The following is a 14,481-nucleotide window of genomic DNA, read 5'->3' as shown; positions in this document are numbered from 1 at the left end:
GTCTATTATCCGCAACAGCTTCTATTGTGATGCATTATAGCGTGGGTAGATTTGTTCGCCACTAAAATTCAAGATTCAATAATTAGCCGATCGCGCCTTACCTTGCCAAGCTGAAAGGCCCGGTTAGCGACCTTCTCCAGCATGTAGACTACCTGATCGGGGCGAAGCAGGGTGCCATCGTTGCGGCAACTGCCGATGTAGTGGAGAGGGATAGAGGGGGCGGATAAGTAGATGGGTAATTTTTCCCACTCTTCTTGCTCCTCTATTTCTTCTTTCACTTTCTGACTCCCGATTTTTGACTCCTGGCTTCTTGATCCTGTTTCAAGCCAGAGTTCGTAGAGGCGATCGCGCAAATTCACCATTTGCTTTTTGCCGGATTTAGTGGTTTGCTCCTGCCAGATGTCATTTCTGGCCTTGACGGCTTCAACCCACTGCTGCCATTGCTCCAGAGTTGGTTCGCCCAAGTCGCTATCTCCATCGGGCTGGAGGGCACTGACCGTAATCGTATATTCGGCTTTTTCCAGGATTTGGGTTGCCGAAGGAGAATTGAGCGGAACTTCTTCGACCCGATAAATGGGAATATCGACTGGAAGCTGAGCCGCAAGTTTTACTTGAAATTCGGCGGCTTCCATTGGCTGTGTCAACTCAAAGTCGATGATTTCGCCACGACTGGTGACTCCCAGAGGTAGGGCATTAGCCGGACTAATGCGGGGACCGGGATGAAAACCTCCTGTAAAGGCAATGGGAATGGCAGCACGACGTACAGCCCGATCAAGTAGGCGAATGAGATCCAAGTGGCTGAGGAGGGCCATTTCACCCTGTTTACCCATCCACACGCGCAGACGCTGAGCTTTTTGCTGATTGGGGACGAAGTGTCCCTCAAATGGGGGAATAGGCAGCGGTGGAACCACCACATTATGCCCAAAGTCCATTCCACATACGCCGCAGTGGGAGCACCCGTTGAAGGAACAGTCGGGTACAACCGCTGCCTCCAGTGCTCGCTGCAGATCCTCCTTCAGCCACCGCTTGTCAATCCCTGTATCAATGTGATCCCAGGGAAGGGGGGAATCGTAGGAGGGGAAGGGGGGAGATGAGTGAATGTGTGGAGTGGAGGAGTGTTGAGTGTTGAGTGTTAAGTGTTGCGCTCTGAGTTGTCCCAATACCAGATCCCCAGTCCCCAGTCCCCAGTCCCCAGTCTCTGCCTCCTGGCTCCTGGCTCTTGGCTCCTGACTCCTGGCTCCTGAATCGCCAAACACATTCCATTCGCCATTTTCGACCTGACGGTATTTCCAGGTGAGTCCAGTTTCGCTGATTGCTTGTGTCCAGGCGTTAAAGGCGCGATCGAGGCTTTCCCACCAGGCATCCATTCCGGCTCCCAGTTCCCAGGCGCGGCGGATGACGGCGGAGAGGCGGCGATCGCCCCTGCCGACAAAGTCTTCCATGGCGGAAATGCGGACATCGGTAAAGTTGACCTTCAGCCCCCGGATGTGGCGGAACTCTTCTTTGAGAAGGGCTTGCTTGCGCTCAAATTCAGCGGTGGACACGGAATGCCACTGGAAAGGAGTGTGGGGTTTGGGGGTGAAGTTAGAAATGGTCAGGTTGAAGCTGAGGCGTTTTCGGCCTTTACCGCTGCACTCTCGCTGAAGCCAGCGAACAGTTTCGGCAATTCCCAGCACATCCATATCCGTTTCACCGGGGAGCCCAATCATAAAGTAAAGCTTAATTTTGTCCCACCCCTGCTCGAAGGCAGTTTTGACACCGCGCAGGAGTTCGTCGTTGGTCAAGCCTTTGTTGATGATATCCCGCATTCGCTGGGTACCCGCTTCGGGGGCGAAGGTAATCCCTGTTTGGCGGGTGCCGCCGATGATGTGGGCAATATTTTCATCAAAGCGATCGACCCGCTGGCTGGGAAGAGACAGGGAGATATTTTCATCCTTCAGACGGTTCTTGATTTCCACTCCGACGGCAGGCAATGCCAGATAATCAGAGCAACTGAGGGACAGCAGAGAAAATTCGTTGTACCCCGTGGCACGCATCCCCTTCTCAATTGCGTCTACCACGGCAGCGGGTTCAACGTCGCGGGCGGGACGGGTCAGTATCCCAGGTTGGCAAAAGCGGCAGCCACGGGTGCAACCCCGCCGAATTTCTACCGTAAGGCGATCGTGTACTGTTTGAACGTAGGGTACCAGACCGATTGAGTAGGCAGGCATAGGCGTGGCAACCCGGCGCAAAATCCGCTCAGGCACATCGGGGCGATTGGGGTGAACCGATCCATCCGCCGCCATGTCATAAAACTGAGGCACATAGACCCCTGGTATCTGGGCCAGATCGAGCAGCAGTTCTTCTCGGCTCAACCCTGCCTGCTTCCCTTCTTCAATCACCAACCCAATTTCGGGCAACAGTTCTTCCCCATCTCCCAGAGCAATAAAGTCAAAGAAATCGGCATAGGGTTCGGGATTGGAAGTAGCGGTTTGCCCTCCGGCGAAGATGAGGGGGTAGGGAGGGGTGATGGAGTGAGGAGGTGAGGGGGGAGATGGGTGGATAGGTGGAGGAGTGGAGGAGTGTTGAGTGTTGAGTGTTGAGTGTTGCGCTCTGACTTGTCCCAATACCAGATCCCCAGTCCCCAGTCCCCAGTTCCCAATCTCTGGCTCCTGGCTTCTGGCTCCTGGCTCCTGGCTCCTGCCTCCCGACTCCTGCCTTCTCTTTTCCGCCTCCCTCCGCTCTTGCCAGGTTAGGGGAATTCCTGCCAGATCCAGCATTTCTAAAATGTTGGTGGCTCCCAATTCGTAGCTGAGGCTAAAGCCGAGGATGTCGTAGTCGGTGAGGGGACGGCGGGACTCGACTGCAAACAGGGGAGTCTGGGTAGAACGCAGTTTGGCGGCCAGATCGGGGGTGGGTAGGTAGGCGCGATCGCACAGTTGCCGGGGTTGGGCGTTCAGAATGTTGTAAAGAATGATGTGGCCCAGATTAGAGGCTCCCACCTCATATACTTCAGGATAGGTGAGGACCCAACGCACTGTTGCACTATTCCACGGTTTATGAATCGCACCCAACTCATTACCCAGGTAACGAGCTGGTCGCAAGATTTCAGTGGTTAGCAACTCTTCAACGGCGATCGCCACGGCAAAGTCCTCTTGTCTGTGCAGAACGAACCTGATTGCACTGCTCAGTATAGCGAAGTTAATGAGAAGGGGAAGGAAGGCCCCCTCTGTCACTTTCTCGTCACATTTGCTTTTGAAGGTGAAGGGAAGGCGGATATCCTTCCTGACATTCTGTACTGGCAATCCCAACCAACGCTCTGGGGCTTAGAGGATTTGACGATGTGAATTACTGTGGGTCCACCTATTTTGACGATCAATCACGATAACACCTTTATGCTGACCGACCTGAACAGGCGAATCAATCCCGAAGGGCACCTGGACATTTTTTCTGATGACACCCGGTTTCTGAGCTACTATGCCTATTACCTTGACGGGCATGTGTTGAAACGATTGACTTCGACGACCACGACCTATTACGCTGTACGGGTTTATCTCACAAATCCAAATTTCGTCTCCAGGGATGGATTCATCCAGGAAGGGACGCTTGCTCTGGTAATCAGCCGGGCGGTAGAGCAGGGAATTCACGAGGACCTCGACCTTACCAACTATGGGTTGCAGACGGCCCGGTTCAATTTGGGAATTGCATTGCGATCGGATTTTGCCAACATTTTTTCAGGTGGAGTCCCGTCAATTTGTGCGTCGAGGCCGGATTGAAACCCGTTGGGATGAAGCAAATCAGGAGCTATCTACAAAGTATTGCAATGGTGAGTTCTACCGCTGTCTCACCTATCGTCTCAGCTATTGTTCATCCTCGCCTCACTATGCCAATGGGTGCATTACGTTTGAGATTGAACTGGCAACAAACCTGGCATACCTGTGCTGATTACATCCTGGCGGATAACGAGCATATCCGTGAACAGTTAGAGGTAGACCTAACAAGGTAATGATGAGCAGCGCTAGCCGCCATCATTAACAATTCAAAAATCATTACGATTTGAGCACTATCCAGTTAGATTTTTGCTATCAGGCGGCGGTAGATACTCGTTCAATCAATACCGAAATTGAACGGCTTCACTGCCAGTAGTTGGCCGATGCCACAGAAGTCGATTCAACCAATGAAGATGTCAAGTGACTATACCGTCAATCGCTGGAAGGCATTACTGAAAAGCGTATGAATCGAAACGAAGTTTCGAACATACAGCACCTATTCATACCCAAATTCAGCAACGCCCGCTGGAAGATATTTGGTGCGCTTCGATTGTTTGACTACGATAGTGGGTCAGACCATCGACTGCCTGCGGCGGGCGTACCCAAGTTTGTCATCCTGTTTGGGTGTGACAGTTTGATTGTCAGCTTGCTTTGCTTTCTCCAAAACTTCGCCTGGACGGTATCAAATCTAACGACATATTTTTTTATAATCGTTTACATAAAGCTACATTCTTTGGCGAGCAGGACTATCTATGATTGGATTCATCAAGGGATTGTTTGGTGCAGGGAAGCCCACAGAGCAGTCTTCACAATTTCCAGTAGCAACTCCTCAATCTTCTCAGAATTCTCAGCCGTACTTTCTGGAAGCGGATGACGCTCGTACCCTGGGTAATGTGAACTATATGCGAACCGCGAAGGTTGTCAAGCGGACTTTTCCAAAAACTGCTGATAGTAAAGAGGAGATGGAGGTGATGGTTGAAATTTCTTCCTTGACTAAGCGAGACGTTAGTTTGAACAAAGCGCTTGATACAGTTAACGATTCTCAATCACTCACCCCCAGAGTAGATGAAGCCGCTGAGCGCCGCCGTGCTGACACCAGTATGGATATGTTCCGCGATATGGCCCGGAATATTAAGAAGCGCTAGTGTTGTAAACCTTAAATTTTGCAACATTGGGGTGTAGGGATGGAACCCTTGCACCCCTAATAAAATCTTTGTTTGCTAGACTATAGCAATCCTAATAAATAAATCAGTCGTGAGATTGAGAAGCCTTGTAACTTTTCTCACAGTCTGACTTTTCTCACAATCTAAACTGGGATTGCGGTAGACGTTCATGGGAAGCTTCCTGGTTTGAAAATAGCTAATAGTGAGCATTCAAATAACTGATAGCCTGTTTTCATTCAACGCAGTTCACGATGGTGGATTTGTGGTCAAACCAATCTTCTTCCTCAGATACTTCCAGGTTTTTTCATCGCCCCCCCTGGAAGGTTGCCTGGGGAAAGGTTGGCTCTGTGAGTGGCGATGCGGTCTGGAGTGATGACTGCATCGCTATTTTTGTGCCCTCTCAACCTGTGCTGAGTCCGTCACAAAGGTTTGTCCTGATAGGAGACGCCTGGCTGCCTACCGCCTCAGAACTGTTACAAAAGTTAGGAAAACATTCTCCTGAATGGCAGGGCAATTCACTGTTTTTGATCTCCCAACTTTGGGAGCAGTACGGCACAGATACTTGGGGAATGCTTGTTGGTGCCTTTTCCCTTGTTGTATGGGATCGAGACCAGAAAGTGCTCTGGTTGGGGCGCGATCGCGCTGGTGCTTACACCCTCTACTACACTCCAGATGGCTCTCTTCGCTGGGCGGCTTCTCAACTTCGTACCCTGACCGAGCACTGTTCCCCTAACCTGGATCTGGTAGCACTGCGAGATTACCTCTGCTGTGCTTTTGTGCCGGGTGAACGAACCTTGTGGCAGCCCATCCGGGAAGTGCGCCCTGGCACCTGTGTGAACCTGGGAGAGGGGCGCACTCAGGTCTACTGGCAGTTGCAAGAGGCCATTACTGGAGCAGACCAACCGCTGGAATGGCATGGCCATCGCCTTCGCTCCCTACTCAATTCAGTCATCCAAGACCATCTGCCCAAGGGCGAACCCGTTGGTGTCTTTCTGTCTGGTGGGTTAGATTCCAGTTGCGTGACTGCCCTGGCCGCAATGGTTCACGATGCCCCTATCCATACCTATTCGATTCATTTTGGGGCTGACTGTCCCAACGAACTGGAGTTCTCCAGTCAGGTTGCCAAGTATTGGCAGACCAAGCACCACATTCTGGAAATCTCGTTTAGGGCGATGTGGGAGCAGTTGCCCGCTGCGATCGCCCATCTGGATGACCCCATTGGCGATCCGCTCACCGTGCCGAACCTGCTACTCGGACAACTGGCACGCCAATCGGTACGGGTGGTGCTTAATGGTGAGGGTGGCGACCCCTGCTTTGGGGGACCCAAAAACCAGCCCATGTTGATCCATGCCCTCTACGGCACAACGAGCCAACAAGACTTGCTGTCGGCATACCTGGTCTCCTTTCAAAAATGCGCTTCCGATTTGTCCCAGCTCCTGAAACCCGAAATCTGGTCAGCGGTTCAGGCAGAACCTTCCGTTTTTTCAGATGACCTGTATTCCAGTATCCGCTACTTAAACCGTCTGATGGCGCTAAATATCAAGTTCAAGGGAGCAGATCATATTCTCACAAAGGTTAACAATTTAACGCGCGCAGCAGGTCTTGAAGGTCGCTCTCCGTTATTCGATTCGCGAGTAGTTGAACTGAGTATGCAGATTCCGCCGGAGTACAAACTATCCGGCGTTCAGGAAAAAGCCGTTCTTAAGCAAGCCGTCGCCGATCTCCTGCCAGAAAGTATTATCAACCGCCCCAAAAGCGGCATGATGGTTCCGGTACAGCTTGGCTTCCGCCAGTATTGGAACCGGCAAGCAAAAGCGTTGCTGACTGACCGCAAGGCAGCGATCGCTCCCTACCTCAACCAGACCCTGATCCGCGACTGGCTCAACTACCAGGGAGATACCTGGCACCGCTATGGAGTTAAACTATGGCTACTGGTCAGCCTGGAGCTATGGCTTCAGAGCAATGGGTTTAGATAAACAGACTAAATCCCAGTAAAGCAACCCCTAACCAGATCAGAAAGCAGTACCGGGTTAAGCGAAGCGCCTGCTTAATTTTGGAGGGTGCGATCGCATCAATTGCATCCCCCAGCAGAGGTTTCTGTTTAGCCACTCCTCGATACCAGTTCGTTCCCCCCATCTGCACTCCCAGCATTGCTGCATAGGCACATTCACTCCATCCAGAGTTGGGACTGGGATCTTTAGGCGCATCACGCAGGCAAATTCTCCAGATGTGAAAGGGTCTTCCCGATAACAGGGATAGGGTCAGTACTGTCAGGCGGCAGGGTAACCAGGTCAAACCATCTTCCGCTCTGGCACTGAACCAGCCCAGGTAAGTATAAGGTGGTTCCTGATAGCCAACCATTGAGTCCAGCGTACTGGCCGCTTTGTAGGCCAGAGCCAAGGGAACACTGCCAATCCCTGGCAATGCAGCTCCTACCAGGGCATAGAACAGAGGAGCCATTGCCCCATCGGTAGCATTTTCGGTCACCGTTTCCAGAATCGCCCTGAGAATTTCAGGTTCTGAAAGGTTTGCCGTATCTCGCCCAACATAGCGACTGAGAATAGAACGCGCCTCGTCTAAGTTACCCGCCCGTAAGGGCTCCAAAACGCTTTCAGCTGCATTTCTCAGGCTACGGGCTGCAAAGCAACTGGCCAGCAAAAGGACCTCAATCCCCATTCCCAACAGTGGGTGAACCCATCTTGTCATCTCAACCATCCACCATCCAGCCGCACCACTTCCTAGAATCAGCCCCGTGCCCAGGATGATACCCGCCATTCTCTGACTAAAAGGCGATTTGAACCGGGCAAGTACCTGATCCGTGTAGTGAGCGATCGCCCACCCCATCACCTGCACGGGATGCAGCCACCCCACAGGATCGCCAATTAAAAAGTCGAGCAGAGCCGCCAGTAGACAACTCAGCACCTGGGCGATCGACCAGTTTACTTCTGCTTCGTTAGTAATCATCAGCTCACCGCTCTGGGAAGGGAGAGGAGTAGGAGGGTGGATGAGTGGGAAGGGATTGAAGTAATGGAGTGATGAAGTACTGAATATCAAGGACAATGCCCCACCCCTCATCCCCCATCACTTCCCTCATCCGACAAGCAACTTGCCATTCAACATGAGGAGAATTATTACAAACTATTGCGAGTAAATCAGGACGGTGAACCCAATGCCGCAAAATGTTTTCGGAAGGTAACTGAGTCTTAAGCTCCTGCGCTATCTGGTTGCCAGGGGTGCTTTAACAGTACCCACTAGTTTGCCAGATCGGGCAGGCTCAAGCGATAGCAAAACTGCGAGCTTGACGCGTTTAGAAGGCTGCTTGAAGTCCAAGGAACCAGGCAAAATTTAGCGGTTCTACGGTTTTTCGGCAGGTTTCAAGGTAGACTTAGAAACCCAATTGGGGAACTCCCGTTTAAACACAATCGGTTACATTCTTCTGGAGGAATCCATCGATGAGTATTGTCACGAAGTCAATCGTGAATGCAGATGCCGAGGCTCGCTATCTCAGCCCTGGCGAACTCGACCGGATTAAGAGCTTTGTTACTTCCGGTGAAAAGAGACTGCGGATCGCTCAAACCCTGACCGATTCTCGTGAGCGTATCGTTAAGCAAGCAGGTGACCAGCTGTTCCAAAAGCGCCCTGACTGTGTTTCTCCTGGTGGAAACGCTTATGGCGAAGAAATGACTGCTACCTGTCTGCGTGACCTTGACTATTACCTGCGTCTGGTTACCTACGGTGTGGTTGCTGGTGATGTTACTCCCATCGAAGAAATCGGCATCGTTGGCGTGAAAGAAATGTACAAATCTCTCGGCACCCCGATTGATGCAGTGGTTGAAGGTGTGCGGGCGATGAAGAGCGTTGCTAGCTCCCTTCTGTCTGGCGAAGATGCAGCTGAAGCAAACGCTTATTTCGACTACGTGATTGGTGCAATGAGCTAGTTGAGGTACCAGGCGTCAGGTGTCAGGCGATACCAACATTTCCTGTGTCCTGTACTTCGTCCTCCCTACCCTCATCAGATTGCAAAGCATTTCGTAAGATTACGTAATTTAAGGGTTTTCAATCATGCAAGACGCAATTACCGCTGTCATTAATTCCTCTGACGTTCAAGGTAAGTACCTCGATGCTTCCTCCCTGGAAAAGCTGAAGGCTTACTTCAACACAGGTGAAATGCGCGTTCGTGCCGCAACCACCATTGCTGCTAACTCTTCTGCCATCATCAAAGAAGCTGTAGCGAAGTCTCTGCTGTATTCAGACATCACCCGTCCTGGTGGCAACATGTACACCTGCCGTCGCTATGCTGCTTGCATCCGCGACCTCGATTACTACCTGCGCTATGCAACCTACGCGATGCTGGCTGGCGACCCCTCCATCCTGGATGAGCGTGTGCTGAACGGTCTGAAGGAAACCTACAACTCTCTCGGTGTCCCCATCGGTGCTACCGTTGGTGCAATCCAGGCAATCAAGGAAGTTGCTGCTGGCCTGGTTGGTGCTGACGCTGGTAAAGAACTGGGTGTTTACCTTGACTACATCAGCTCTGGCTTGAGCTAGTAATAAATTATGAGTTATGAGTTGTGAGCTGCCTTAACTCAAAACTCAAAATTCAAAACTTTTGTAAGGTCTGGAGGTCCGGAGTGAGTGTTAGCTCGTCAAAGGCTCCTTTATCAAAAAGGTTAGTTTTAGCGGTCTAATATTGATTCTTGACTTCCGACCTTACTGTTTAGAACCAATCCAGGGATTTTTGCGCTAGTTTTGTGGAAAAATATTTCTAGCGTTTTTGGATACGTTCTTACCCCAGCCGCAGTGAATCGTTTCTTAGGATTTTTCTGCTTGAGGGGTATTGATCAATTCAACTGTTACTGCCCTCTTCATTCACATTCAAAATTTCTTGATCCCATCCAGGAGAGATAACCCCTATGCGCATGTTTAAGGTGACTGCCTGCGTTCCCAGCCAAACCCGTATCCGCACGCAGCGTGAGCTTCAAAACACCTATTTCACGAAGTTGGTTCCTTTTGACAATTGGTTTCGTGAACAGCAACGCATTATGAAAATGGGCGGAAAAATTGTCAAAGTTGAACTCGCAACTGGCAAGCCCAATACCAATACTGGCCTGTTGTAGTAGGGTCAGGGGCTTTTGCAGTCTTAAGTTTTTAAATCAAGTGGTGCTGTTAAGGGAGGTCTAACGACCTCTTTTTTGCTGTTAAGGGGGATTTTAGGCTTAATCATGCGGACTGCTGGCTTCAGCCAGAGGCTGTCTCCCAAACTTCAGTTGCAGAGAATGGATACGTCCTCTAACACCAGGAGCTAAAAACTCAAGACTTATAACATTTTGCCAAAACCTCGGAGGTTTAAGCGCCGATGTGGATCATGCAGTGCAGTTTCAGGTTAAAACCTCCGAGACTTGCGTAAGCCCTAATATTTTTTTTTTAAACAAGAATTGCTATCAATGAGAGCAGCGCTCAATTCCCCGCAATGGAGTATCCCTTCTGATTCTTTGGAGTTATCGGTTGGGGAAGTTCATATCTGGTTCGTTCGGCTGGATGTGCCATCAGAAATTTTACAACCACTGACTGAAACCCTTTCGTTGGACGAAAGGCGGCGGGCTGAGCGGTTTCGGTTCGATCGCGATCGCCACCGTTTCCTGGCTGGTCGGGGAACCCTGCGCGCTATCTTAAGCCGCTACGCGAAAACAGACCCAACCCAAATACAGTTTCACTACGGAACAAGCGGCAAACCCGCACTGGTGGATATTTCTGGCCTGGAGTTTAATTTGTCTCACTCCCAAGACCTGATGTTGTGTGCGATCGCCCGTAACAGCCGGGTTGGGGTTGACCTGGAATACCTTCGTCCAGTTTCAGACCTCGACCATCTCACTCAACGATTTTTTTCTCCCCAGGAGTATCTTGCCATTCAAGCATTGCCGGAAGATGAACGGTTGCGATCGTTTTTCCAATACTGGACCTGTAAGGAAGCTTTGCTAAAAGCGATCGGCGATGGCCTGGTGAACTTGAAAGATGTAGAAATTTTGCTGACTGAAGCAGGGGCTGAGATTGTCCGTCTGGAATCGGCCTTTCCTCCCATCCCAAACTGGTCACTTTACCTCTTTGCCCCGGCAGTGGGCTATACGGCTGCGCTGGCAACGGAGGGGGGCGATCGCCCTCTATACTTTTGGCAATGGCAGAGTGAATGAGAGTGGCGTGTTCATCCACTAACAACAACCTTTCGGGCTCAACCGGCTACTACCCCTCAATGTTCAGTGTGCAGTGGGATTGTTGGACTGCACGTTTGACCTCATATACCAGGATATGGCATAACACTGTCCTGATAGCGAGGATGCAAATTGCCCACGCACGCTACAACAGGAGCACCCGCACTTTTCTGACGCATCGAAGCAATGGCAGTACGCTGGGCGTGCCGTATTTGGGTATGAAATAGATGCTGTATGCTCGAAACTTCGTTTCAATTCATGCGGCTTTTCAGCAACGCCATAATATAGCTCTATGCGGGAGCGTTAGGACATTGGAATTAGAGAGGGAGTAGGGGCTTCGCCCTTAGCCAGGGGTTCCACCCCTGCACCCCGTCCTAACCATAATGACTACCGCTATACACTGCATCGAAAACCTGATTGATTCTGTAACAAATAACTCTGTACATGCAGCTACCTATCAATGTCTACCACTTGCTTCTCAGAACATGGCTTCTCCCAGAATCACTTTGCAGGTCTCCTTGCACTCGTACATCACAGGAATTAATCCCTTATCAGGTAGAGTATAAGTGAGGTATAAAGGTCACTAGGTTTATCTAGAATTTGTAATTTGGATAAACCTGACTGCTAATTGACCAATGATCATTGCACGCTGTTTCAGACATCTCTTGGATTTGTCTCGAAGGTAAAGAACCACAAGTCACAATTCAGTTGATATTCCTGAGTTTTGATAAATGGTTCTTTACGCACTGTAAACCTCCAGTATTGGTTCAGGTTCTTGTTCAGGATGCGAACAACTTTCTGAATGCAATTTCAGAACATTGAGCAGAATATTGGGCATCCAGGGGCATTTAGGGAGGTCTGCTGCTCCAGATCAAAGGGGATGTTGGTACGCTGATAGCATTTAGCAGCCACAATTAGCAGCATTTACAGCACAATCTCTCTGCCTCAGGTTTGTGAATTCTGACACGGAAGATCAGTACAACAAGGATTTGTCGCTTCATGGAATTTTCGATCGCCGCTATTCTCGCTAACTTTGCCGACGATAAATTGGTTGCCCCCAAGGCATTGGAAAAGAAACTTGATTGCAACGACGAAGTGAGTCAGCGCAAGTTGCAGATTGCCCTGGATGCCCTGGAGCGTATTGGTATCCTCACAAAAGAACGAGGAAAATATAAGCGGGTGGCTGAAGACGGGGTTGTGGAAGGTAAATTGCGCTGCTCCAGTAAGGGGTTTTGCTTTGCAATCCAGGATGTAGAAGGAGCGGAAGACATCTACATCCGGGAAAGCCAGCTCAGTAATGCCTGGAATGGCGATCGCGTCCTGGTCAAGGTCACAAAGGAAGGGAGCCGCCGCCGGAGCCCGGAAGGCGAAGTACGCCTGATTCTAGAACGTTCGAACCCATCGGTGCTGGCCCGCGTGAAGCAGACCGAGGATGGTTTTCGGGCAGTTCCTTTAGACGATCGGCTACTGTTTGAACTGCAATTGCAGCCCAATGGGGGAAACTTGCAGGAGGCGATCGACAAACTGGTGCATGTCGAAGTCCTGCGCTACCCTCTGGGACAAAACCCTCCCCTCGGCAAAGTAGCTCAAATTTTGGGTACGGACACCGACGCCTCTGATATCGACATTGTTTGTTGTAAGCACGACCTTCCACGTGGCTTTTCTGATGCCGTTTTAGACGCGGCAAGGGATCTGCCTGCCAAAATTAGCAAAACAGACCTGAAGAAACGGCTCGATCTGCGCAAACTCACCACCCTCACCATTAAGGCAGATAGTGCCCAGGAAAAAGGCGATAGCCTGGATGATGCTATTACCCTGGAAAAAACAAAAGAGGGCCACTGGCGATTGGGTATCCACATTGCAGATGTTGCCTATTACGTCGCTTCCGACTCCCCCATTGATCGGGAAGCCAGAAAACGAGGTACTTCTATTTATCTGGGAGATACGGTTGTTCCCATGCTGCCTGAAGCTATTTCTGGGAACCTCTGTGCTTTGAAAGTGGGGAAAGATCGGTTAGCTGTTTCGGTACTGGTGACGCTGAACGCAGAAGGAAACGTCATTGAATATGAGGTGCAGCCAACGGTCATCCAGGTTGACTATCAGCTGAACTATGAGCAAGCCCAGGCTATCCTGGAACGGGACTCTGGCGGATTGCCCGGAGTCTCCATTGAGGAGTTTTCTCCCATCTTCGATCTGTTGGATCAAATTTCCTCCCTCAGCAAAGCGCTAGAGCAACAGCGGCGTAAGCGAGGAGCCTTTGAACTCAATCTGCCAGAGAAGCCAATGTCTGGCAGCAATGCCGTGACCGATGCCGGAAAGCCCCTGTTTACCCCTAAGTTTCACTACGATGATGAGGGCGTTTTGGGCGCGATGGTCGTGACCCCATCAACCCCAATCCATACCATGATTGCCGAACTGATGCTACTCGCCAATCAACTGGTTGCCGAGCACTTGCAGGAACTGGGCGTGCCGGGCATTTATCGGGTTCACCCAACTCCTGACCCTGATGATGTGCAGGAGTTGATGAAGCTAGCGGCCAACATGGATATTGAGTTGCACCTGGAACAGGAAGACTTCGTTCGTCCACAGGACTATCAGTACTTCACTCGAAAATTTGCCGAGTCGGATGCTGAGCGGGTGCTGACCTATTTGTTGTTAGAGACATTGAAACCCGCTTTCTACAGCACAACGCCCAAATCCCACTTTGGGCTGGCACTGGAAAATGGCTATACTCATTTCACCTCACCCGTGCGGCGTTATCCCGACTTGCTGGTGCAGCGAATTCTGCATCTGGTGTTTGAAGAGGGGCGCGATCGCAAATCAATCCGTTCTAAGGAAACGGTGAATTTACGGCACAGTTCCAGCCACGGCAACATTACCTGGAACGTCCTGCCACCCGAAATTCAGCAGGAGTTGGAAACGTTCCTGGCTTCGGTTGTGGTTCATCTGAGCGAGCGTGAGAAGATTGCTCAGGAAGCTGAGCAAGACCTAGAAGGACTGAAAAAAGCCGAATTGATGCGCGAACGCACGGGTGAAATCTTCCACGGTTTAATTACGGGCGTTCAGTCTTACGGTCTGTTCGTCGAGATTGAGGAATTGTTGGTCGAAGGACTGGTCCACGTCAGTTCCCTCAAGGACGACTGGTATGAGTACCGCTCCCGTCAGCAAACATTAGTGGGCCGCAAGAACCGCAAACAATACCGGTTGGGCGATCGCATCGAAGTCCAGGTCAAGAGTGTGGACTACTACCGTCAGCAAATTGACCTGATTGCCATAGGCGGTGGCAGCGAAGCCATTGAGGATGAAGCCGATCTGGAGGAAGAGGATTTAGTTGAAGAGGGGGAAGAACCGTTAGAGTAAAAG

At 50.8% G+C, this 14,481-nt stretch carries 12 protein-coding genes; 10 read left to right on the top strand and 2 right to left on the bottom strand.

Going from position 1 to position 14,481, the window contains the following annotated elements; genetic code table 11:
- Nucleotides 1-68: 68 nt before the first annotated feature.
- Nucleotides 69-3,122: a TIGR03936 family radical SAM-associated protein gene (locus tag P4D80_RS10630; RefSeq protein WP_421659116.1), complete on the bottom strand. Its 3,054-nt coding sequence runs from the start codon at nt 3,120-3,122 to the stop codon at nt 69-71.
- Nucleotides 3,123-3,140: 18 nt separating this feature from the next.
- On the opposite strand from P4D80_RS10630, the gene P4D80_RS10625 reads away from it, so the two are divergent.
- The 5 genes from P4D80_RS10625 to P4D80_RS10605 all read left to right on the top strand — a co-directional run bounded on the left by P4D80_RS10625 (nt 3,141) and on the right by P4D80_RS10605 (nt 6,888).
- A complete protein-coding gene (locus P4D80_RS10625) occupies nt 3,141-3,326 on the top strand; it encodes a hypothetical protein (RefSeq protein ID WP_421659115.1) in 186 nt (61 codons plus the stop codon).
- 6 nt (nt 3,327-3,332) lie between these two features.
- On the top strand, nt 3,333-3,755 hold the full coding sequence (locus P4D80_RS10620; RefSeq protein WP_421659114.1) for a glycogen debranching N-terminal domain-containing protein: 423 nt from the start codon (nt 3,333-3,335) through the stop codon (nt 3,753-3,755).
- The gene (locus tag P4D80_RS10615) at nt 3,752-3,985 is read left to right on the top strand and encodes a hypothetical protein (protein WP_421659113.1); all 234 of its coding nucleotides are present in this window, start codon (nt 3,752-3,754) and stop codon (nt 3,983-3,985) included. Before P4D80_RS10620 ends, P4D80_RS10615 begins: the two co-directional genes overlap by 4 nt.
- A 516-nt stretch (nt 3,986-4,501) precedes the next feature.
- Nucleotides 4,502-4,894: a hypothetical protein gene (locus tag P4D80_RS10610; RefSeq protein ID WP_421659112.1), complete on the top strand. Its 393-nt coding sequence runs from the start codon at nt 4,502-4,504 to the stop codon at nt 4,892-4,894.
- A gap of 269 nt (nt 4,895-5,163) precedes the next feature.
- Nucleotides 5,164-6,888 carry an asparagine synthetase B family protein gene (locus tag P4D80_RS10605; RefSeq protein ID WP_421659111.1) on the top strand — a complete coding sequence of 575 codons (1,725 nt, stop codon included), beginning with the start codon at nt 5,164-5,166 and terminating at the stop codon, nt 6,886-6,888.
- On the opposite strand, the gene cbiB is transcribed toward P4D80_RS10605, so the two are convergent.
- Nucleotides 6,881-7,876, bottom strand: coding sequence for an adenosylcobinamide-phosphate synthase CbiB (gene cbiB / locus P4D80_RS10600; RefSeq protein ID WP_421659110.1), 996 nt, complete (start codon nt 7,874-7,876; stop codon nt 6,881-6,883). The two genes, P4D80_RS10605 and cbiB, sit on opposite strands and share 8 nt — an antisense overlap.
- A gap of 488 nt (nt 7,877-8,364) precedes the next feature.
- Here cbiB and apcA point away from each other — a divergent pair, with 488 nt between their 5' ends.
- The 5 genes from apcA (at nt 8,365) to P4D80_RS10575 (ending at nt 14,478) form a co-directional block, all read left to right on the top strand.
- On the top strand, nt 8,365-8,850 hold the full coding sequence (gene apcA, locus P4D80_RS10595) for an allophycocyanin subunit alpha (protein ID WP_421659109.1): 486 nt from the start codon (nt 8,365-8,367) through the stop codon (nt 8,848-8,850).
- Between the two features lie 124 nt (nt 8,851-8,974).
- Nucleotides 8,975-9,460, top strand: a complete 486-nt coding sequence (apcB, locus tag P4D80_RS10590; protein ID WP_421659108.1) for an allophycocyanin subunit beta — start codon at nt 8,975-8,977, stop codon at nt 9,458-9,460.
- 365 nt (nt 9,461-9,825) lie between these two features.
- The gene (locus P4D80_RS10585; RefSeq protein WP_421659107.1) at nt 9,826-10,029 is read left to right on the top strand and encodes a phycobilisome linker polypeptide; all 204 of its coding nucleotides are present in this window, start codon (nt 9,826-9,828) and stop codon (nt 10,027-10,029) included.
- A gap of 375 nt (nt 10,030-10,404) precedes the next feature.
- Nucleotides 10,405-11,100 carry a 4'-phosphopantetheinyl transferase family protein gene (locus tag P4D80_RS10580; protein WP_421659106.1) on the top strand — a complete coding sequence of 232 codons (696 nt, stop codon included), beginning with the start codon at nt 10,405-10,407 and terminating at the stop codon, nt 11,098-11,100.
- A 1,017-nt stretch (nt 11,101-12,117) separates the two neighbouring features.
- On the top strand, nt 12,118-14,478 hold the full coding sequence (locus tag P4D80_RS10575; RefSeq protein ID WP_421659105.1) for a ribonuclease R family protein: 2,361 nt from the start codon (nt 12,118-12,120) through the stop codon (nt 14,476-14,478).
- The last annotated feature ends 3 nt before the right edge of the window (nt 14,479-14,481 follow it).

The organism is Leptothermofonsia sp. ETS-13, from assembly GCF_049200465.1.
Lineage (GTDB): Bacteria > Cyanobacteriota > Cyanobacteriia > Leptolyngbyales > Leptolyngbyaceae > Leptothermofonsia.
Note: the sequence above shows the minus strand (reverse complement) of the source record. Positions and strands in the feature narration are given on the sequence as shown.

What these genes read in the sequence shown, in the direction of transcription:
- cbiB (WP_421659110.1), bottom strand. Translation starts at nt 7,876, where the DNA reads ATGATTACTAACGAAGCAGAAGTAAACTGGTCGATCGCCCAGGTGCTG.
- P4D80_RS10575 (WP_421659105.1), top strand. Translation starts at nt 12,118, where the DNA reads ATGGAATTTTCGATCGCCGCTATTCTCGCTAACTTTGCCGACGATAAA.
- apcA (WP_421659109.1), top strand. Translation starts at nt 8,365, where the DNA reads ATGAGTATTGTCACGAAGTCAATCGTGAATGCAGATGCCGAGGCTCGC.
- P4D80_RS10585 (WP_421659107.1), top strand. Translation starts at nt 9,826, where the DNA reads ATGCGCATGTTTAAGGTGACTGCCTGCGTTCCCAGCCAAACCCGTATC.
- P4D80_RS10605 (WP_421659111.1), top strand. Translation starts at nt 5,164, where the DNA reads ATGGTGGATTTGTGGTCAAACCAATCTTCTTCCTCAGATACTTCCAGG.
- apcB (WP_421659108.1), top strand. Translation starts at nt 8,975, where the DNA reads ATGCAAGACGCAATTACCGCTGTCATTAATTCCTCTGACGTTCAAGGT.
- P4D80_RS10610 (WP_421659112.1), top strand. Translation starts at nt 4,502, where the DNA reads ATGATTGGATTCATCAAGGGATTGTTTGGTGCAGGGAAGCCCACAGAG.